Here is a 19,761-nt window from a genome sequence, read left to right as displayed (position 1 = left end):
TTATGGTCCTGTGAGCACCTCTTCCGCACGGTGGCAGGCCACCGTGCGGCCCTCCCCCACCTCACGCGTCTCCGGCGCGCGCTCGCATTCCGGTACGGCCAGCGGGCAGCGCGACCGGAACGGGCACCCCGTCTCGGCAGGCGGCGCGCTGGTGCCCGCCTGGGGCGGCTGCCCGCCCAGCGTGGGCACGGCGTCCCTGAGCGCCCTGGTGTAGGGGTGGGCCGGAGCGGCCAGCAGTTCCGCGGTCGGTCCCGACTCGACCACCCGTCCGGCGAACAGCACGTGGCTGGTCCTGCACAGCCTGCCCACGACGGCGAGGTTGTGGGTGATCAGCAGGCGTTCGGTGTCCAGCCCGGCCAGCAGGTCGAGCACCTTGGCCTGCACGGTGACGTCCAGGGCGCTGGTGGGCTCGTCGAGGATGAGCAGCTTCGGGCCGACGGCCAGGGCGCGGGCGATAACGACGCGCTGGCGCTGGCCGCCGGACAGCTCGTGGGGGCGGCGCACGGCCAGGGCGGGGTCGAGGCCGACCTGCTCCATGAGCTCGCCGACGCGGTCCCGGCCGGGCAGCCCCTCGGCGATCGAGGCGCCCACGCGTCTGCGGGGGTTGAGCGACTCGGCCTGGAAGACCGGCTGGACATCGCGCCGGAAGGCCCTCATGTCAGCTTTTCTCAGGTCTTGCCCGGCGTACCAGATGGTGCCTTTCCGCGGCTTCAGGAGGCCGAGGAAGGCGCGGGCGAGCGTGGTCTTGCCGGAGCCGCTCTCGCCGATCAGGCCGACGCCGCCGCCGGTCACCTCCAGGGTGACGTCGTGGACGACTGACTGCCGTCCATACCCCAGCGTGAGGTCTTGCGCGCGCAGGATCGTCACGGCGTGGCCTCCAGCAGGTCGCGGGTGTAGGGGTGGGAGGGGTCGGCCAGGACCCGCGTGGCCGGGCCCGACTCCACGACCTCGCCGTCCTTCATGACCAGCACCCGGTCGGCGATGGTGCTGACCAGGGCCAGGTCGTGGGAGACGAGCAGGATGGCCAGGTCGCGCTCGCTCTGCAGACGGCGCAGGACCGTGATCACCTCGGCCTGGACGGTGACGTCCAGGGCGCTGGTGGGCTCGTCGGCCAGGACGACCTCCGCGCCCAGGGCGATGGCCAGCGCGATGGCGAAGCGCTGGGCCTGGCCGCCGGAGATCTCGTGCGGGTAGCGGCGCAGGATCTCCGGGTCCAGCATGACCGACCGGACCGCCGCCACCGGGTCGGCGGTGACGCCGTGGAGCTTCAGCGCGCGGCGCATCAGCGTGCCCAGGCGGGTGGTCGGGCTGAGCGCGGCCTGCGGCGACTGCATGACCAGGGCCGCGCGGGCGCCTCTGATCGCGCGCAGCTCGCGCGGCGAGGCCGTGCGCACGTCCAGGCCGCAGACCTTGATGCTGCCCGAGACGTCGGCGTTCTCGGTGAGGCCCAGCAGCGACATCAGCGTCGTCGACTTGCCCGAGCCGCTCTCCCCCACGATCGCCACGCACTCGCCCGCTGCCACGTCGAGTTCGGGGACGCGGGCGACGGTCCGCGCGCCGTAGCGGACCTCCAGGTCACGTACCTCGATCATCGCACCACCCTTCTCGGGTCCAAGGCGTTGCGCAGTCCTTCGCCCAGCACGTTGAAGGCGAAGGCGGTCAGCACGATCGCCAGGCCGGGGAAGGTGACCACCCACCAGTTCGTGGTGAACAGGGTCTGGCCCTGCTCGACCATCAGGCCCCACTCCGCGGTCGGCTCGTGGGCGCCGAGGCCCAGGTAGGACAGGGCGGCGGCGGTCAGGATCACGCCACCGGCGTCGAGCGAGACCTGGACGAGCACGGGGGTCAGCGAGTTCGGCAGTACGTGACGCGCCACGATCAGCGGCGCGGGCACGCCGAGGCACCGGGCGGCGTCCACGTACGGGCGGTTGGCCACGGAGGCGGCGACCGAGGCGGCCAGCCGCGCGTACCAGGGCCACCAGGTGACCGCGATCGCCACGATCACCGTGGTGACGCTCGGCTGGAGCACCACGGCCAGCGCCAGCGACAGCAGCAGCGCGGGGAAGGCCAGGAAGATGTCGGTGATCCGCATGATCACGTCGCGCAGCCAGCCGCCCGCGTACCCCGCGATCATGCCCAGGGTGACGCCGACCAGCGCGGAGGCGGCCAGCACGGCCACGGCGATGCCCAGCGAGGTGCGCCCGCCGTACAGCACGCGCGTGAACACGTCGCGGCCCACCTGGTCGGTGCCGAACCAGTGCTCGCCGCTCGGCGGCAGCAGCGCCTCCAGCGGCTTGGGTTCGTCCACCGGGTACGGCGCCAGCCACGGCGCGAAGAGCGCGGCCAGCACGACCAGGGCGATGAGCACGGCCCCGGCGGCGGCGAACCGGTCGGGCAGCCGGGGCAGCGTCCTGCGCGGTTCGGGGGCCTTCATCGGGCCCTCGCCCTCGGGTCCACGACGCCCTGCAGGAGGTCGACGGCCAGGTTGCTCAGCACGTACACGATCGCGATCATCAGCGTGATCCCGGCGATGGCCGGGGTGTCAAGCGAGCGGATCGAGTCGACCGCGTAGCGGCCGAGGCCGGGCCAGTTGAAGACCGCCTCGACCAGGAAGCCGTTGACCATGGCGTAGGCGAAGACCAGGGCGATCAGCGACAGCACCGGGTTGAGCGCGGCCCGCAGCGCGAACCTGGTGAGGATCTTGGACTCGGAGAAGCCGAGGGCGCGCTCCAGCCTGGCGTGGTCCTGGCCCGCCTCCTCGATCAGCGCCGCGCGGGTGAGCTGGGCGATCACGCCGGCCGGGTAGGCCGCCACCACGAGGGCGGGCAGGACGAGGTGCTGCAGCGTGCTGGTGAAGATGGGCCAGTTGCCGGTGATGAGCGCGTCCACGATCGTGATGTTGGTCCAGAGGGTGAGGGGGCTGGTGCTGTCCAGGCTCCCGTCGTACTCACCGGCCACGGGGAACCAGCCGAGGTTGCTGGCGAAGACCGTCTGTACGGCCAGGGCCAGCCAGAAGACGGGGACGGAGACGGCCAGCATGGAGCCGACGCGTACCCCCAGGTCCGGAAATCTCGTCTTGTAGCGGGCGGCGAGCACGCCGATCGGGATGCCCAGCGCGATGGCCAGGATCAGCGCCGTCCCCACCAGCTCCAGCGAGGCGGGGAAGGCCGTCATCAGGTCCTCGCGGACCGGGCGCCTGGTGTGCAGGCTGGTGCCCCAGTCGCCGGTCACCAGGTCGCGCACGTAGTTCCACAGCTGGACCGGCACCGGGTCGTCCAGCCCGAAGCGTGCCCGCGCCGCCGCCAGTTCCTCCGGCGAGGCCTTCGGCCCCGCGAAGGCCACCGCCGGATCGCCCGGCACCAGCCGCATGATCACGAAGGTGAGCGTGACCACGCCGGCCACGACCAGGAGAGCCTGGCCGAGCCGGCGGAGCAGGTAACGCCACATCAGCGTGACAGGTTGTAGAAGAACACCACGTTCGGGTAGGCCGGGTTGTCGACGTAGCCCTTCACGTCGGCGGTGAGCGCGCGCTGGTAGGTCTGCACGTACGGCACCGCCACCGCGGCCTTCTCCTCGATGATCTTCTTCTGCAGCTCGGAGTAGACCTGGTCGGCCTTGAGCTGGTCGGTGGCGGTCAGCTCGGGCAGCGAGTCGATCGCCTTGTCGATCCCGGCGTCCTTCAGGTACGACAGGTTGAACTCAGGCTGGTCCTTGCTGCGGAAGACGTTGAGGAACCAGCTGTAGGCGTCGGCGTAGTCCGGGTACCAGTACATGACGAAGATGTCCTGGCCCTTCTTCTTGCCCTGGTCCCACTGCGCCTCCCAGGCCATCGGCTTGGCCTCGACGGCGACGTTGACGTTCTTCAGCGCCGAGCTCAGCAGCGTGACCAGGAGCTTTTGGTCGTCGTCGCCCTGGGCGTAGGTCAGTTTGAGCTTCAGCTCCTCGTTGTCGGGACCATAGCCGGCCGACTGCAGCAGTTCCTGCGCCTTGGCCAGGTCCTGCTTGGGCTCCATGCCGGAGACGTGGCCGAGCAGCCCCTGCGGAACCAGGCCGCTGCTCTTGACGCCCGCGCCCTTGAGCGCCGCGGCCAGGCCGTCGTAGTCGATGGCCAGCTGCAGCGCCTGCCGTACCGCGGCGGACTTGGCCGGGCCCGACTCGGTGTTGAACAACACCAGCAGGTTCTGGAACGACGGCGTCTGCTTCACCTGGACGCCCTCCGTCATCCCGGCCTGCTCGAACAGCTGCGGGTTGAGGCGCTGCACGAAGTTGACCTCGCCGCGCTGCAGCAGCTGCCAGGCGGTGGTGAGCTGCGGGGTGACCCGGAAGGCGACCTTCTTGTACTGGTCGGGCTTCCATCCGCCCCAGTAGCCCTCGTACGCCTTCAGCGTGAGCTCGGTCTCCTTGCCCTTCTGCCACTGGTCGATCGTGTACGGGCCGGTGCCGCCGTCCTTCTTGCCGTCCTTGTCGACGCCGTCCACGTCGTAGATGTAGGCGGCGTACCCGGCGGAGGCGACGAGGTCGAGCGGGGTGGCGTACTTGAGCGTGAACTTCAGCGTGGCCGGGTCGACGGCCTCGATGGTGTCGACGGCGCTCCAGATGTAGGCGGGACCGCCGTTCATCTTGATCGTGCGCTCGATGGCCTTCTTGGCCGCCTCGGCGTCCATGGGCTTGCCGGAGTGGAACTTCACGCCCTGACGGAGCTTGAAGGTCCACTCCTTGCCGTCCTTGGCCGACGTCCACTCGGTCGCGAGGCGCGGCTCCGGCTTCTTCGTCTCGGCGTTGTACCTGGTCAGGCCCTCGTAGATGTTGGACATGGCGACGATCTCGTTGGAGTACGAGGTGGCCGGGTCCCAGTCGGTGACCACGCCCAGGTTGGGCGAGTAGACGAAGGTGGCGTCGTTCTGCTTGGGCGCGGCCCCGCCGGTGGCGGCGGCCGACTCGCCGGGCCCCGGCGTCCCGCCGGCTCCGCGCACCTGTCCGCCGGCGCAGGCGGAGGCGGTCAGAGCGACGGCGCCGGCGACCCCGGCGACGGCGAGTCGCTTGTGCCAGTGCATATATGGGGTCCTTTCAATGGGTTTTGTCCGGCTTCAGCCGCGGCAAGATCGTAGCGACGAACGTCCGCCGTTGGGCGTCAATTCGATAGCGGACCTGCGGCCTTTACATGAAGGCGCACCGCCGGCTCCGCCAGATAGCTCAACGGAACCTCGTGCACATCCACCAGTTCAACACGTGCGGGATCCGCCCCCGCCTGTACGGCTTTCGCCGCCGCCTCCTCCTTGGCGCGCTCGATGGCCCGCGCGCGACCGGCGCCCGCCGGCACGATCGTGTCCACCCGGCCGCTGGCCAGCGCGATCGCGGCACCGACGGCGTTGGCCACCTCGGCGTGTCCGGGCCTGATCACCTGGCTGACGCCGGGGATCCGCCCGGCCAGCAGGAACGCGCCGCCGCCCACCGCGACCAGCGGGCGGTCGGCCCGGCCCAGTGACATGCGGTCCACGGCGTCGGCCACCATCTCGTCGGCGAGTACCAGGCTATCTGCCAGCATCTCCGCCGCACCCGCGTGCTCGTCCAGCGCCGCACGCCACTCGCGCGGCGCATCGGCCATGCGCCCGGCCCATACGCCCGCATCGGTCATGGTGGGCACCGTACCGCCGAAGACCAGCGCGGACTCCGCCAGCCGATACCCCACCGAGTCCGGGCCGATCGCTCCGGGACGCAACCGGGTCCCGCCGCCCATCGCGATGGCCAGGATGTCGGGCATGCGGAAGTTGGTGAGCACGCCGCCGATCTCGACCGCCGCGGCCGACTCCCGGGGGAATCCGCCCATGAGCACGCCCAGGTCGGTGGAGGTGCCGCCGACGTCGGCCACGATCGCGTCCTTCACCCCCGACAGGAACGCCGCGCCGCGCAGCGAGTTGGCCGGTCCTGAGCCGATCGTGGAGACGGGCAGGCGGGCGGCGTACTCCACCGTCATCAGCGTGCCGTCGTTCTGCGCCAGGTACGGCCGCGCCGTCAGGCCCCGCTCGGCCAGGGCCTCCACCAGCGCCCGGGTGACCGCGGCGGCCACGCCGTACAGGGCGGCGTTGAGCACGGTCGCGTTCTCGCGCTCCAGCAGCCCGAGCGAGCCGATCTCGTGGCTGAGGCTGACCGGCAGGCCGTACTCGCGCTCGACGAGTTCGCCGACGAGGCGCTCGTGCTCGGCGTCCGCCGGGCTGAACACACCCGACACCGCCACCGCGCCGGCCTTGACGCCGTCCAGGAAGCGGCGGACGGCGTCCAGGTCGAGCGGGCTGATCGGGCGGCCGTCCACGTAGTGGCCGCCGGGCAGGATCGCCTCGCCGGCCGAGACCGCGGCGCGCAGGTCGGCGGGCCAGTCCGACAGCGGCGGCACGGACGTGGTCGCGGGCGCGCCCAGCCGCACGACCGCCACCCGGCCGAGGTTGCGGCGCTCCAGGATCGCGTTGGTGGCGTGGGTGGTGCCCAGCATGACCCTGCCGATCCGGTCCGCCGGGCCGGTGCTGGCCAGTTCGGTCAGGACGGCGTCCAGGGCGGCGCGCAGGCCGCCGGTCACGTCGGCCGTGGTGGCGCGCTTGGCCTTGGCCACCACCCGGTCGGCGGCGTCGAGCACCACCGCGTCCGTGTTGGTGCCGCCGACGTCGATCCCGATGCGCAACGTCATGCGAGCTCCTCCACGGGCACGTAGTCGAGGTCGTAGCCGAACGCGGCCGGGCCGGCGGTCTCCAGGCCCTTCTCGGTCCGCCAGAGCGGGTCGCAGGCCCAGGCGAGCACGGTGACGCGCTGGCCGTAGCGCAGCGACTCGGTCTGGACGGCGATCGCGGTCTCGGTGTCCACGACCGTGATCAGGTCGGGGACGATCGCGCGGACCCTGCCGTCCTCCAGCGCGACCAGGTTCTCGTTCTGGAGTTCCAGGGTGAGCGTGCGGCCGCGGTCGGCGCCGGTGCCCTCGATCACGGCCGAACCTCTGACGAAGCCGCCCGAGGTGCGGCGTTCGACGTCGGTGAGCTTGCCGGTGACCAGGCGGCGCGCGCCCAGTTCGTCCTGAAGGGCGCGGAGCGGGTCGGCGGTGTGCTCGGTGGCCCTGCCCACGGCCATCGCGCGGGTGACCGTACCCTCGATGACCGCGCCGCGCGCCTGCCCCGCGGTCAGCACGTAGTCGGCCATCAGCGCGCTCGATCCGGCGGCCACGCAGACGGCGCGGGCCAGGCGTTCCGACCACAGGCCGTCCACGGGCCTGATGGTCACGATGTTCCCCGCCACGTCCGACATGATCACCAGGTCGGCCGGGAGCCCGGCGACGTACATGGAGACCATCTGGACCTCGGGAAACGCCCTGCCCATACCGTCGGCGTCGAGCAGGGGCAGCCCGAGCTGGGCCGCCCACGCGACCGGCGCCACCCCGTTGCCGCCGCCGATCTCCGAGGACATCACCGCGGCCGGAGCGCGGCCGAAGATGCGCTCCACCTCCTCGGCGATGCGCTTCGGCTCGTCCACGCTGTGGATCATCTCGTGGCTGACCGTCGGCGCGCCGATCCCGGACAGCGGGAGGATCAGGGCGTCCTCCGGCAGGTCGGCGAGCCCGATGAGCGGAACCCCGCCATACGCCTGGATCGCCCGCCGCGCAGCTAACGAACCGGTGCGCACGTCTCCGCCGCCTCCGGTGCCCAGCACCGCGCAGCCCCTCGCGAGAGCGGGGATGTCATCCTCTTTGATCAGCACACAAGCCACCGTAGTGGTCGTTTATCACTTACCCCCGCGAACCCCCGTTCGTGCCCACATGACCAATCCCGGCTGCGAACCTGGTGGAGACCGGATTAATCCCGTTGCCTCGCACACCCCCTTCACGACATCCTCGTCACATCGCCCGAAAGGACCCGTCATGAACACCCTCCGAATGCGTGACCGCCGTAGCGGCATGTCCTGGGCTTAGGAACGTACGACTCGTGCCCCGGGACATGGTTCCCGGGGCATTCGCATGTCCGGACGGGTGGGGGCGCTGGTGTGCCCGGCGGTTTCATAAGCCGCTCCAGGCGGGTTCGATCCCCGCACCCGTCACGCCTTCGTGGCGCAGTGGAGAGCGCGCCTGCTTGCGGAGCAGGAGGTCGCTGGTTCGATTCCAGCCGAAGGCACGAGAACATCAGAGCATGCGCATTTCAGTGGCGGCCGACAGCCTCGACGGAGTGGCCGGGACGGTGGTGGCCGAGCTGCGCGCTCGCGGCCACGAAGTGATCACCCATGGCGCGCTCGACGACGACGGGCGCACCGACTGGGCGTGGGCCTGCGAGTCGGCCGCCCGCGACGTCGCGGAGGGGCGCGCAGAACAGGCCGTCGTCTGCTGCTGGACCGGCACGGGCGCGTCCATCGCGGCCAACAAGGTCCCCGGCGTACGCGCGGCCCTGTGCGCCGACGCCTATACCGCCGACGGCGCGCGCACCTGGAACGACGCCAACGTGCTCGCCCTGAGCCTCCGGCTGACGTCGGCGGCGCTGCTCACCGAGATCCTGGACGCGTGGTTCGCGGGCACGCCGAGCACCGACGCGGACGACGTGGCCAACGTGGCGCGCCTGGACGAGATCAGGTGACGTTCGAGGAGGTGGCCGGGGAGGTTCACGCGGCGATCTCGGCCGGTGAGCTCTCCGGCGATCGGGTGGTGGAGCTGGCCGTCGCGCTGGAGGGGCTTGGCGTGGCCGTACCGGCTGACCTGGATCTTCACGCTCTCCTCACCGGCTTCGCGCGCCTGGACCGGTCCGTGCGGACGGTGCAGCGCGACCTCGACGCGACCGCGGTCCCCGGGCGGCTGCGCGTGTGCGCGCCCGCGTGGGGGGACGGGTGGCTGCGTGTGGAGTACGGCGGGCAGGCCTCGTCCACCGGCTTCGACCCGCGCCAGTGCGCCGACCCGCTGGCGGAGGTGGCCGACCTCGCCCAGGAGATCATCGTCGAGCAGCTCTGGACGACCTGGCCGCTCTGCCCCGGGCACGGCTTGGGACTGCACGTGAACAACACCCCCGAATGGGTCTGTACAGGGGCGAAACGCCACGTGGTCGCGCCCGTGGGAAGGCTCGGCGGGGGCTGAGTTTCGTCGGTCCCCGGGTCTATGGTTCTGCCATGACCGCGACACTCCTGCGCGGCGGCCACCCCTGGGGGCATGGGGCGCCGGCCGACATCCTGGTGGGCGACGGCCTGATCCAGCAGGTCGGCCCCGCGCTCGACGCCCCCGCCGCCCGCGTCGTCGACGTCACCGGCCAGCTCGTGCTGCCCGGCCTCGTCGAGTCACACTGCCACCTCGACAAGACGCTCTACGGCGGGCCGTGGGTGCCCCACTCCGCCGACGACACCCTCGCCGGGCGGATCGGCAACGACCTGGCCAGGCGGGCCGAGCTGGGCGTGCCCAGCGTGGAGCGGATCGAGCGGCTGCTGCGGCGGATGAGCGCCTGCGGCACCACCCACGCCCGCACCCACACCGACATCGACCCCGGGGTGGGCCTGCGCGGCGTCGAGGCGGTGCGCGAGGCGGCCGGCCGCGTCCCGGTCACCGTGCAGCAGGTCGCCTTCCCCCAGCACGGCGTGCTCACCAACCCCGGCACCGCCGAACTGCTCGAAGCGGCGCTGAAGAGCGGAGTGGAGGCGGTCGGCGGGCTCGACCCCGCGGGCATCGACCGCGACCCGGTGCGCCACCTCGACCTGATCTTCGGTCTGGCCGAGCGCTATGGCGCCCACCTCGACATCCACCTCCACGACGGCGGCACGCTCGGCGCCTGGGAGCTGGAGCTCATCACCGAGCGCACCAAGGCGCTGGGGCTGGGCGGCCGGGTCACGGTCAGCCACGCCTACGCGCTGGGCCAGATCGACGAGGCCCACCAGGGCCGCCTGGCCGAGGGCTTCGCCGACGCGGGCGTGGCGCTGGCCACCGGCGCCGTCTACAGCTTCCCGGTGCCACCGGTGAAGAAGATGCGGGCGGCCGGGGTGGTCATCGCCTGCGGCCACGACGGCATCCGCGACCTGTGGGGGCCCTACGGCTCCGGCGACATGCTGGAGCGGGCGATGCACCTGGCCTACCGCAGCACCTTCCGCTCCGATCCCGACATCGAGCTCGCGCTGGAGGCGGCGACCTACGGCGGCGCGCGGGCGCTCGGCCTCACCGGCTACGGCCTGGCCGCGGGCGACCGGGCCGACCTCGTCGTGGTGCCGGCAGGCGGCGCGGCCGAGGCAGTGGTGACCCATCCGTCCCGCTCTCTGGTCATGAAAGACGGCGCGGTCCTGCACAATTGACCGGCGGGGACCATCGAAAGGCAGGCAAGTGCTCTCTATTCACCAGCGGATCGCGGAAGAACTCGGGGTGCGCGAAGGGCAGGTTCAGGCGGCCGTCGACTTGCTCGACGGCGGCGCCACCGTGCCGTTCATCGCCCGCTACCGCAAGGAGGTCACGGGCACCCTCGACGACGCGCAACTGCGCACGCTCGAAGAACGGCTGCGCTACCTGCGCGAGCTGGAAGAGCGGCGCGCGGCCATCCTGGAGTCGATCGAGTCGCAGGGCAAGCTCGACGACGAGCTCAGGGCGCAGATCATGGCCGCCGACACCAAGGCCCGCCTGGAGGACATCTACCTGCCCTACAAGCCCAAGCGGCGCACCAAGGCGCAGATCGCCCGGGAGCTGGGGCTGGAGCCGCTGGCCGACCAGCTGCTCGCCGACCCCTCGCTGAGCCCGCTGGCCGTGGCCGAGGGCTTCCTCACCGAGGGCGTGGCCGACGCCGCCGCCGCGCTCGAAGGCGCGCGCGCCATCCTCATCGAGCGCTTCGCCGAGGACGCCGACCTCATCGGCGAGCTGCGCGAGCAGCTGTGGAGCCGCGGGCAGCTCTCGGCCAAGGTACGCGAGGGCAAGGAGGAGGCGGGGGCCAAGTTCTCCGACTACTTCGACTTCGCCGAGCCGTTCACCAAGCTGCCCTCCCACCGGATCCTGGCGATGTTCCGCGGGGAGAAGGAGGAGATCCTCTCCCTCACGCTGGAGCCCGACGAGGGCACCGACTACGAGCCGCGCATCGCCGCCCGCTTCGGCATCGCCGACCAGGGGCGGCCCGCCGACCAGTGGCTGGGCGAGACCGTGCGCTGGGCCTGGCGCACCCGCATCCTCGTCCACCTGGGCCTCGACCTGCGCATGCGCATGTGGCAGGAGGCCGAGGAGGAGGCCGTTCGCGTCTTCGCCACCAACCTGCGCGACCTGCTGCTGGCCGCGCCCGCCGGCACCCGCGCCACCATGGGCCTCGACCCCGGCCTGCGCACCGGCGTGAAGGTCGCGGTCGTCGACGCCACCGGCAAGGTCGTCGAGACCGCCACCATCTACCCCCACGAGCCCAAGCGGCAGTGGGACCAGTCGCTGGCCGCCCTCGGCGCGCTGGCCCAGCGCCACAACGTCGAGCTGATCGCCATCGGCAACGGCACCGCCTCGCGCGAGACCGACAAGCTCGCCGGGGAGCTGGTCAAGCACATGCCGGGCATCACCAAGATCGTGGTCTCGGAGGCGGGGGCGTCGGTCTACTCGGCTTCGCCGTACGCCTCGCAGGAGCTTCCCGAACTCGACGTCTCGCTGCGCGGCGCGGTCTCGATCGCGCGTCGTCTGCAGGACCCGCTGGCCGAGCTGGTCAAGATCGACCCCAAGTCCATCGGCGTCGGCCAGTACCAGCACGACCTGTCGGAGACCAAGCTCTCCCGCTCGCTCGACGCGGTCGTCGAGGACTGCGTGAACGCGGTGGGCGTCGACGTCAACACCGCCTCGGCGCCGCTGCTGACCCGCGTGTCCGGCATCGGCTCCACCCTGGCCGACAACATCGTCCAGCACCGCGACACCAACGGCCCCTTCCGCACCCGCACCGCGTTGAAGGACGTGGCGCGGCTGGGCCCGAAGGCGTTCGAACAGTGCGCCGGCTTCCTGCGCATCGCCGGCGGCGACGACCCGCTCGACTCCTCCAGCGTTCACCCCGAGTCCTACCCGGTGGTGCGCCGCATGCTCGGCGCGATCGAGGGCGACCTGAAGACGCTGATCGGCAACACCGCGACCCTGCGTTCCCTGAAGCCGCACGACTACGTCGACGACACCTTCGGCCTGCCGACCGTCACCGACATCCTGCGCGAACTGGAGAAGCCCGGCCGCGACCCGCGCCCCGCCTTCAAGACGGCGACGTTCAAGGAGGGCGTGGAGAAACTGTCCGACCTGACGCCGGGCATGATCCTGGAGGGCGTCGTCACCAACGTGGCCGCCTTCGGCGCCTTCGTCGACGTCGGCGTCCACCAGGACGGGCTCGTACACGTCTCGGCCATGTCCCGCACCTTCGTCAAGGACCCGCGCGACGTGGCCAAGCCGGGTGACATCGTCCGCGTCAAGGTCCTTGACGTGGACATCCCCCGCAAGCGCATCTCCCTGACCCTGCGCCTGGAAGACGACGCCGAGACCGACTCCCGCCCCCGGGGCCCCCGAACCGACCGCCCCCGAGGCGGAGCCGGCCAGCCCGGTTCCAGCCAGGGCGGCCCCGGCCGGCGCAGCTCAGGCGGCCCCGGCCAGGGCGGTCCGGGCCAGGGCGGTCCGGGTCAGGGCGGTCCGGGCCAGGGCGCTTCCGGCAGGGGCGCTTCCGGCCAGGAGGCTTCCGGCACGGGCGGTCCTGGGCAGGGCGGCGAGGGCAGAGGCGGCCGTGGCGACGCCAGGACGGGCGGCTCCCGTGGCGGATCGCGTGGCGACGGCAGGGCCGGTTCCGGCCGGGGCGACGGCCAGGGCGGCACCGGCCGGGGCGGCGACAATCGCGGTGGCGAAGGCCGCGGCGGTGATGGCCGGGGTCGTGACGGCAGGGGCGGTGACGGCCGCGGCGGTCGCGACGACGCGCGCGGCCAGGGCGGTAACCGCGACGGCCAGCGTGGCGGCAACCAGCGTGGCGGTCGCGACGGCGGCCGCCGTCCGGCCCCGTCGGGCGCGATGGCCGAAGCCCTCCGCAAGGCGGGCCTGACCGGCGACGACCCCCGCTGACCCAACCCGGTCACACACCCGCTGCCAGACACCTCATGCCGCCCGGGACCCAAGTCCGGGCGGCATGAACCGTCTCCGCACCCTTTCGGACAGTCGCGCCACCCAGATCCGTCGCCGCGGCCAGGCCAGGCACCACAAGCCAGCCCGCCCGCCCCGCCCGCTCAGCTGGCCCGCTCAGCCCTCCGGGCCTTCCCGCCTACCTGGGCGCCTCGCCCACAGTGCCGTGGGTCAAGCGCATCGGTCCGGCGCGGCAGGTCGCCGAGGCAGGGACGGTGCGCAGCGCCACCGCGCGCAGGGGCCGGGGGGTGGTCCTGTGGGTGCGTGGGGTGGGTGGGCAGGCGATACGGTCGAGGGATGACGACGAGTGACCGGTATGGGGTGGCCATCGCGCAGGCGGGCGATCTGCTGAGGTGGCGGTCGCCGCTGCGGGCCGAGTTGTGGGCCAGCCGGTTGGTCGCCGAGTTCGATGAGGACGGCGGTGACGAGGAGGCGTTCGGCGAGCTGCTGGAAGGTGTTTCCGGGGCGGAGGCGGCTCTTGTGGCCGCGGCGCTCAGTGCGGTGGGTACTCCTGTGCGGGCTGCCGACCCGGGGCCGGAGTGGCTGGGCCGGATGGGTGAGGTCACGTGCGAGTCCGCCTGGTACGGCAAGGCCGACCCCTACGGCGAGCAGGTCCTGGCGGCGCTCACATTCCGGTACCGGAACGGCAAGGAGCCCCACACCGTCGTGGTCGCCATCGACCAGGTCAGCGGCGGCATCGCGGTGGACGCCGCAGTCGAGGAGCCCAAGTTCCTGGACGACCTGGGCCTGAGCCCGGCCGACCCGGCGCTGGTCGCGGGACGCGTCCTGGAGTCCTTCTCGTTGCTGGACATGCTGCTCGGCGCCCCGGTGGCCGACACCCTCCCCCCGCTGCGCGCCTTCACCCTCGCCCGCACCCGCACCATCCCGGCCCACCCCACCACAACCCAAGCGGCCAACACCCAGACCCGGCCAACCCACGCCCCGGCCCAACCAGACCACACCCACACCGGGTCAACCGAAGACCCGGCGCGGCCACACCACACCCGACCCCAGCCGACCGGCAACCCGTCCCAAGCGGCCGAGACCCAAGCGGCTGGCAACCCACCCCACACGCGGCCGACCGCACCCCAAACGCCGCCGGCAGAAGCCCCGGCGCAACCGGGCCACGCGCCGTCCCGGCCCGCCGGCCTGGCACAGCCCGCCGGGCCGGCCGCAGCACCGGTGGGCGGTGGTTTCGAGGTGCCTGATCTGGCGGAGTTCTCCGAGCTGGCCGGCGTGCCCGGGGCGGCGGAGGCGTATCGGGTGCTGGTGGAGTTCGTGGGGGATCGGGGCTTGTGGTGGAGTCCGGCGCGGGTATCGGCCTTCCTGACGGTGTGGCTGCCCAGGGAGGCGACTCTCAGCCGGGAGGCGACGGACGCGATGCCCGCGGTGGTGCGGGCATGGACGCGACGGGTCGCCGACGAACCGGCGATCCATGCGCGGATCGACGCGGACGCCCCCGGGCTCCCGGCGCGGATGGCCGACGAGTCGCTGGCCGGCCTGCGCAAGACGCTGGCGCAGCAGCGACAGCCGGAGGAGTGACGTCTCACACAAGGTCGTGTGGACGGAGTTCTCATGTCGTACGGCTATGCTGCACGTTGACGTTTCCACGGCCCGGATGCGGGCGACCAGAGGGAGATCTACACGATGTACAAGGAGTTCGCTGCTGAGGCCGTGGTCTGGGTTGTCCCGATCGTCGTGCTGATCGGTCTCGCTCTGATGATCACCGCCTAGGTCCACGAACCACGGTGAGGGGTCGAACCGGGTTCGACCCCTTTTTCGCGTGCTGATGGCACGGTCCAGTGCTACAGCAGGTCAGCCGTACCACTCGTAGTGGACGACGGTGTTGACGCGGGTGTCCCAGCGGATCCGGCCGTCCAGGTACCGGTCCCACATGCGGTTGAGCTTCGCGCCGCGGACCGTGCAGGACGCCCAGCGGACGCCGCGTGGCCGGATCTGGCCCACGTGGTCACGGCACAGGCCCATGTAGCGGCCGTTCACGCGCAGCTTGGCGCGCAGGTTCACGTCGTAGAGGCGCTTGGAGGAAATGTTCTTGATGCGCACCCGGATCCGGCAGGTGTCCTTGCACCGTCCCCAGTAGATCTTGGTGCGGATGAGCTGTTTCCTTGCGGCTTCCATGGTGGCGATGGTGGTGGTGGACGAGGCGTTCGCGGCGGAGGGTGCGGCGATCACCAAGGCCGTGGCGGCCGTGGTGATCGCTAAGGCTCCGGCGAGACGTCTGAGCATTCTGCCCCCAGAACTATCTGGATGGCCGCTTCCCCCTGTTTGAAGCGGCCTCAGTTACCTTGATTAACCATCAGGCGTTCTGGACAGTCAATCCACACATAGCGGGCGTGTTATGACGCCCACGCGAGTAACGGCTCGCACTGGCGGAGTCGTTTCAGGGCTTGTTTCTCCAGTTGCCGAATGCGCTCCCTGGTCAGCCCGAGCCGGGATCCTATTTCGGTATAAGTCTGTTTGCGGGCGCCGGCCAGGCCGTACCGGAATCTCAGGATGAACGCCTCGCGCGGCGGGAGAGTCGTGAACACGACCTCGAACTCCTCGCTCAACGCCCGCCACTCCATGAGCTCCGCCGCGTTGAACCCGTCCTCGTCGAGGATGAGGTCGCCCATGCTCGTGTCGCCGCCCTCCCCCACGGGCAGGTCGAGGCTGACCGTTTCCCGGGCGAGCCGGCGCAGTCCGGTGATCTCGTCGAGTGAGCGTCCCGACGCCTCCGCCAGTTCCGTGTCGTACGGCGGGCGGCCCAGGTCGATCGCCAACCGCCGCTCTATCCGGAAAAATCGGGAAACGTTCTCGGCCACGTGAATCGGCAAACGGACGGTACGGCTCTTGTCGTGAATGCCACGCTCGATCGCCTGCCGGATCCACCACATCCCATAGGTGGAGAACTTGTACCCGCGCCGGTAGTCGAACTTCTCCACCGCCCTGATCAGCCCGAGGCTGCCCTCCTGGATGATGTCGAGCAGCGGCAGCCCGCGGTGCGCGTACTTCTTGGCCGTCGACACCACCAGCCGCAGATTCGCCCGGATCAGCCGGTCCTTGGCGTCCTCGCCGTCCGCGCGGAGCTGCCGCAGGTCAGCGCAGTCGGCGCCGCCCGCGAGCAGATGGCCGGCGTACAGGCCGGCTTCGATGCGTTTGGCCAGATCGACCTCGTCCGCGGCCGACAGCAGCGGCGTCCTGCCGATCTGGCGCAGGTACATGCCCAGCAGGTCGGGCTCTTCCGATGACATGCACCGGCGACTACCCGGTAAACGGCGGCGAATTCCCGTCGTCGCTGAGTTCGGCGATGGCCAGCTCCGCCGTGGTGCGGATGTCGAAGAACTTGTCGAGCGCGGTGATCGCGAACAGGTGCTTGCAGCGGCCGTTGAGCCCGGCGAGCAGCAGCCGCCCGCCGGAGGCCGTGACGGCCTTGTGCAGGTAGACCAGGACGGACAGACCCGAGGAGTCGCAGACGCTCACCGCCTGCATGTCGATGACGAGCATGGGTGGCTGGGTGAGGTCGAGGGCCTTGGTGACGCGGTCGCGCACCTCGGCCGCGGAGCCGAAGTCGAAGTCCCCCGTGAGCCTTGCGATGACACAGGGCCCCTGAAGGCCCAGGCTGATCGACAGGGCTTGCTCCGAAGTCACCCAGCTCCACCTACCTGCGTCGGTCTTCCGGTCCCACCACTTTACGAGAAGTGGCGTCTCGGGTTGAGCACCAGCATCTGCTCGATCTGCTCATCGGTCACACCCGAGGCGCGCAGGGCGGGCAGCACGTCGTCGTGGATGTGATCGTAGCGCCACTTGGGCGCCGCCGTCGCGAGGGCCTCGTCCCACATCCCCCCGAAATAGTCCATGAAGCAGGCCGCGTCATGGCTCAGCACCATCCGATCGGAGTAGCCCCTCTCGCACAGCGTCGCGATCGTGGCCACCCGCTGGGCCGTGGGGTTGTAGAGCTCCAGGCCGAACCGGTCCATCCCCAGCGTCGCCCCGGTGTCGGCCAGCCGCATCAGGTAGTCGAGATCGTTGGTGTCCCCGGCGTGTCCCACGACCACCTTGGTCAGGTCCACGCCCTCCTTGGCGAACATGTCGAGCGCGACCGGCCCCGACTGCGTGAACGAGTTGGTGTGCACGGTGATCGGCGCCCCGGTCCGCGTGTGCGCCCGCGCGACCGCCCGGCAGATCCGCTCGACGCCGGGCGTGAGCCCGTCCTGCTCGACCACGCACTTGAGGAACGCCGCCTTGACCCCGGTGTCGGAGATGCCCACGGTCAGGTCGCGCACGAAGTCGTCGATCATCGGGTCCGGCATGTCGAGCACCAGCCCGGGACCCCGGTGCTCGTACTGGTGCGGCAGCTCGTGGTAGCTGTAGATCCCGGTCGCGGCGATGATGTTCAGCTCCGGTAGGGCTGCCGCGATCCGCTGGATCCGTGGGATGTAACGCCCGAGCCCCCACACCGTGGGATCGACGATGGTCCGGACCCCCTTGGCGGCCAGCGCGCCGAGTTTCCGCACCGCGTCCTCGACCCGGAACTCCTCGTCCCACCAGCCACCCTTGCCGTAGTTGTCCAGGTGTTCCGTGGAGACGACGAACACGTGCTCGTGCATGAGTGTCTGGCCGAGTTCCTCGACGTCGACGGGACCGCGGACGGTGCTGACGGTGGGCATCCCGAACCTCCATACCGGCTGGTCTGATCGCGCCACCGTAAGTCGCCCGCGTGGCGTGGTCAACGCCCCGCGGCCGGGCGGTGCCGCAGGAACCACAGCACGGCGCCGAAGGCGAACACGGCCAGACCGGTGACCACGGCCGGCCAGGGCAGCGTGAACGCGAGGACCAGGCAGAGCCCGAGGCCCGCGACCGGAACCGCCCGGCGCGGGGCACCCTCGTCTCTGGTGAGGGTCAGGGCGGCGGCGTTGGCGATCGCGTAGTAGACCAGGACGCCGAAGGAGGAGAACGCGATGGCGCCGCGCAGGTCCGCCAGCAGCAACAGGATGATCACCGTCACGCCCACGGCCAGCTCGGCGCGGTGGGGCACCTGCCGGGCCGGGTGGATCGCGTCGAGGAACGCCGGCAGGTCACGGTTGCGTGCCATCGCCAGGACGGTGCGCGAGACGCCCAGCACCAGCGCCAGCAGGGCGCCCAGCGTGGCCACGGCGGCGCCGGCCGAGACGACGGGGACCAGCCAGGCGACGTCCGCGGTCCTGGCAACGTCGGCCAGCGGGGCCCGCGACAGCCCGAGGCGCTCCGGACCGAGCGCGTGGAGGGCGGCCAGCGCCACCAGCGCGTAGACGGCGAGCGTGATGGCCAGGGCGACCCCGACGGCGCGCGGGATCGTGCGGGCCGGGTCGCGCACCTCCTCCCCCAGCGTGGCGACGCGCGCGTAGCCGGCGAAGGCGAAGAAGAGCAGCCCTGCCCCCTGCAGCACGCCCAGGAAGCTCCAGGAGCCCTCACCGGAGACGGCCACGGCGACCATGCTGATCTCCGGCTCCGGCTCGGGCGGGAGTCCGAGCCAGCCGGGTGTCGCGAGCGGATCCGGCATGCCGTTCGCCGTCGGGTCTGTCAGCGAGAACGGCGGCGCCGGACCAGACAGCAGCCCGGCGGCGATGACCATGGCCAGCACCGCCAGCACGAAGGCGATCATGAGCCGGGCGGCACCCGCCGAGCGCCGCACACCGAGCAGGTTGAGCGCGGTCACGCCCACGACCGCGCCGATCGCCAGCGGCTGGGCCAGGGCCGGGGCCACGTAGGCGCCGAACGTCAGCGCCATCGCGGCGCAGGAGGCGGTCTTGCCGACGGTGAAGCCCCAGCCGGCCAGATAGCCCCAGAAGGGGCTCAGCCGGCGCCTGCCATAGACGTAGGTGCCGCCGGACTCGGGGTAGAGGGCGGCCAGCCGGGCCGAGGAGGTCGCGTTGCAGTAGGCGACGACCGCGGCGAGGGCGAGGGCCGCGAACAGCCACGAGCCGGCCGCCTGGACCGCGGGCGAGAACGCCACGAACACGCCCGCGCCGATCATCGCGCTCAGCCCGATCACCACCGCGTCGGTGGTGCCGAGCCTGCGCGCGAGCCGTTCGGCCACCGCTCCCCCTAGATCTGTCCGAGAAGGAGACTCTGCACCATCGGACCGACACTTCGGTGAACGGACGGTGAACCGGCCGGGCTACTCCTCCCGCTCCGGCGCCGGGACGACCAGCACGGGCCGGCTCGCGTGGTGCAGCACCCGGTCGGAGGTGCTGCCGAGCAGAAGGGACTTCACCCCGCCGAGCCCCCGGGTGCCGGTGACGATGAGGGTGGCGTCGAGTTCGTCGGCCACGTCCACGATCGTCGACCACACGGCCACGCCGTCCAGCTCACACCTGGCCGTGGCCTCGAACCCGGCCTTCCTGGCCAGCTCGGCCCCCTGCTCGGACAGCTTCCGCATGGCGTCACCGACCGCCTGGTCCTCGGCGGCGGAGAACTCGGGGGCCATGACCATGCCCACGGAGGCGCGGGCGGCGCTCATGGCGAGGCGTTCCCAGACGGTGAGCACGACGGCGCTCTCACTCTTGAGCAACCGGCCGGCGAAGGAGATCGCCTCCTTGGCGTCGTCCGAACCGTCGTACGCGATCAGAATCGTCATTTCGGCCATCCCAAAGTAGGAGTCACTGATCTCCTCCTGCCCCGATTCATGCCCGGGAATC

General features: G+C 71.3%; 18 protein-coding genes and 2 tRNA genes. 7 read left to right on the top strand and 13 right to left on the bottom strand.

Annotation, left to right across the window (positions count from 1 at the left end):
- The 7 genes from ACIBKY_RS31885 to ACIBKY_RS31855 form a co-directional block, all read right to left on the bottom strand.
- Positions 1-867: an ABC transporter ATP-binding protein gene (locus ACIBKY_RS31885; RefSeq protein WP_397102379.1), complete on the bottom strand. Its 867-nt coding sequence runs from the start codon at positions 865-867 to the stop codon at positions 1-3.
- Positions 864-1,592 (bottom strand): ATP-binding cassette domain-containing protein, encoded by a 729-nt coding sequence (locus ACIBKY_RS31880; protein ID WP_397102378.1) that lies wholly within the window; start codon positions 1,590-1,592, stop codon positions 864-866. Before ACIBKY_RS31880 ends, ACIBKY_RS31885 begins: the two co-directional genes overlap by 4 nt.
- Positions 1,589-2,434, bottom strand: coding sequence for an ABC transporter permease (locus ACIBKY_RS31875; RefSeq protein ID WP_397102376.1), 846 nt, complete (start codon positions 2,432-2,434; stop codon positions 1,589-1,591). The genes ACIBKY_RS31880 and ACIBKY_RS31875 overlap by 4 nt, the downstream gene beginning before the upstream one ends.
- Positions 2,431-3,447: an ABC transporter permease gene (locus ACIBKY_RS31870; RefSeq protein ID WP_397102374.1), complete on the bottom strand. Its 1,017-nt coding sequence runs from the start codon at positions 3,445-3,447 to the stop codon at positions 2,431-2,433. The genes ACIBKY_RS31875 and ACIBKY_RS31870 overlap by 4 nt, the downstream gene beginning before the upstream one ends.
- Positions 3,447-5,054, bottom strand: a complete 1,608-nt coding sequence (locus ACIBKY_RS31865; RefSeq protein WP_397102372.1) for an ABC transporter substrate-binding protein — start codon at positions 5,052-5,054, stop codon at positions 3,447-3,449. Before ACIBKY_RS31865 ends, ACIBKY_RS31870 begins: the two co-directional genes overlap by 1 nt.
- Positions 5,055-5,131: 77 nt before the next feature.
- Entirely contained in the window at positions 5,132-6,679 is a 1,548-nt protein-coding gene (locus ACIBKY_RS31860) for a hydantoinase/oxoprolinase N-terminal domain-containing protein (protein WP_397102371.1), read from the bottom strand.
- The gene (locus tag ACIBKY_RS31855; RefSeq protein ID WP_397102369.1) at positions 6,676-7,737 is read right to left on the bottom strand and encodes a DUF917 domain-containing protein; all 1,062 of its coding nucleotides are present in this window, start codon (positions 7,735-7,737) and stop codon (positions 6,676-6,678) included. Before ACIBKY_RS31855 ends, ACIBKY_RS31860 begins: the two co-directional genes overlap by 4 nt.
- 263 nt (positions 7,738-8,000) lie before the next feature.
- Here ACIBKY_RS31855 and ACIBKY_RS31850 point away from each other — a divergent pair.
- The 7 genes from ACIBKY_RS31850 to ACIBKY_RS31820 all read left to right on the top strand — a co-directional run bounded on the left by ACIBKY_RS31850 (position 8,001) and on the right by ACIBKY_RS31820 (position 14,626).
- Positions 8,001-8,073 (top strand) — tRNA-Met (locus ACIBKY_RS31850).
- 1 nt (position 8,074) lies between these two features.
- Positions 8,075-8,147, top strand: a tRNA-Arg gene (locus ACIBKY_RS31845).
- A gap of 15 nt (positions 8,148-8,162) precedes the next feature.
- Positions 8,163-8,600 carry an RpiB/LacA/LacB family sugar-phosphate isomerase gene (locus tag ACIBKY_RS31840; RefSeq protein WP_397102367.1) on the top strand — a complete coding sequence of 146 codons (438 nt, stop codon included), beginning with the start codon at positions 8,163-8,165 and terminating at the stop codon, positions 8,598-8,600.
- On the top strand, positions 8,597-9,091 hold the full coding sequence (locus tag ACIBKY_RS31835; protein ID WP_397102365.1) for a hypothetical protein: 495 nt from the start codon (positions 8,597-8,599) through the stop codon (positions 9,089-9,091). Before ACIBKY_RS31840 ends, ACIBKY_RS31835 begins: the two co-directional genes overlap by 4 nt.
- Before the next feature lie 32 nt (positions 9,092-9,123).
- A complete protein-coding gene (locus ACIBKY_RS31830; RefSeq protein ID WP_397102363.1) occupies positions 9,124-10,287 on the top strand; it encodes an amidohydrolase in 1,164 nt (387 codons plus the stop codon).
- A 28-nt stretch (positions 10,288-10,315) separates the two neighbouring features.
- Positions 10,316-13,027, top strand: coding sequence for a Tex family protein (locus ACIBKY_RS31825; RefSeq protein ID WP_397102361.1), 2,712 nt, complete (start codon positions 10,316-10,318; stop codon positions 13,025-13,027).
- A 354-nt stretch (positions 13,028-13,381) separates the two neighbouring features.
- Positions 13,382-14,626: a hypothetical protein gene (locus ACIBKY_RS31820; protein WP_397102359.1), complete on the top strand. Its 1,245-nt coding sequence runs from the start codon at positions 13,382-13,384 to the stop codon at positions 14,624-14,626.
- 273 nt (positions 14,627-14,899) lie between these two features.
- Here ACIBKY_RS31820 and ACIBKY_RS31815 read toward each other — a convergent pair whose 3' ends face one another.
- The 6 genes from ACIBKY_RS31815 to ACIBKY_RS31790 form a co-directional block, all read right to left on the bottom strand.
- On the bottom strand, positions 14,900-15,331 hold the full coding sequence (locus ACIBKY_RS31815) for a hypothetical protein (protein ID WP_397102357.1): 432 nt from the start codon (positions 15,329-15,331) through the stop codon (positions 14,900-14,902).
- 110 nt (positions 15,332-15,441) lie between these two features.
- Positions 15,442-16,335, bottom strand: coding sequence for an RNA polymerase sigma factor RpoD/SigA (locus ACIBKY_RS31810; RefSeq protein WP_397102355.1), 894 nt, complete (start codon positions 16,333-16,335; stop codon positions 15,442-15,444).
- A gap of 10 nt (positions 16,336-16,345) precedes the next feature.
- Positions 16,346-16,732 (bottom strand): STAS domain-containing protein, encoded by a 387-nt coding sequence (locus tag ACIBKY_RS31805; protein ID WP_379610321.1) that lies wholly within the window; start codon positions 16,730-16,732, stop codon positions 16,346-16,348.
- Positions 16,733-16,773: 41 nt separating this feature from the next.
- Entirely contained in the window at positions 16,774-17,751 is a 978-nt protein-coding gene (locus ACIBKY_RS31800; RefSeq protein WP_397102353.1) for a phosphotriesterase, read from the bottom strand.
- 59 nt (positions 17,752-17,810) lie between these two features.
- Positions 17,811-19,160 (bottom strand): APC family permease, encoded by a 1,350-nt coding sequence (locus ACIBKY_RS31795; RefSeq protein WP_397102351.1) that lies wholly within the window; start codon positions 19,158-19,160, stop codon positions 17,811-17,813.
- A gap of 81 nt (positions 19,161-19,241) precedes the next feature.
- Positions 19,242-19,700, bottom strand: coding sequence for a universal stress protein (locus tag ACIBKY_RS31790; protein WP_397102349.1), 459 nt, complete (start codon positions 19,698-19,700; stop codon positions 19,242-19,244).
- Positions 19,701-19,761 lie beyond the last annotated feature (61 nt).

It is taken from the genome of Nonomuraea sp. NPDC050394 (assembly GCF_044459065.1).
In the GTDB taxonomy this organism is placed as follows: Bacteria; Actinomycetota; Actinomycetes; order Streptosporangiales; family Streptosporangiaceae; genus Nonomuraea.
Note: the sequence above shows the minus strand (reverse complement) of the source record. Positions and strands in the feature narration are given on the sequence as shown.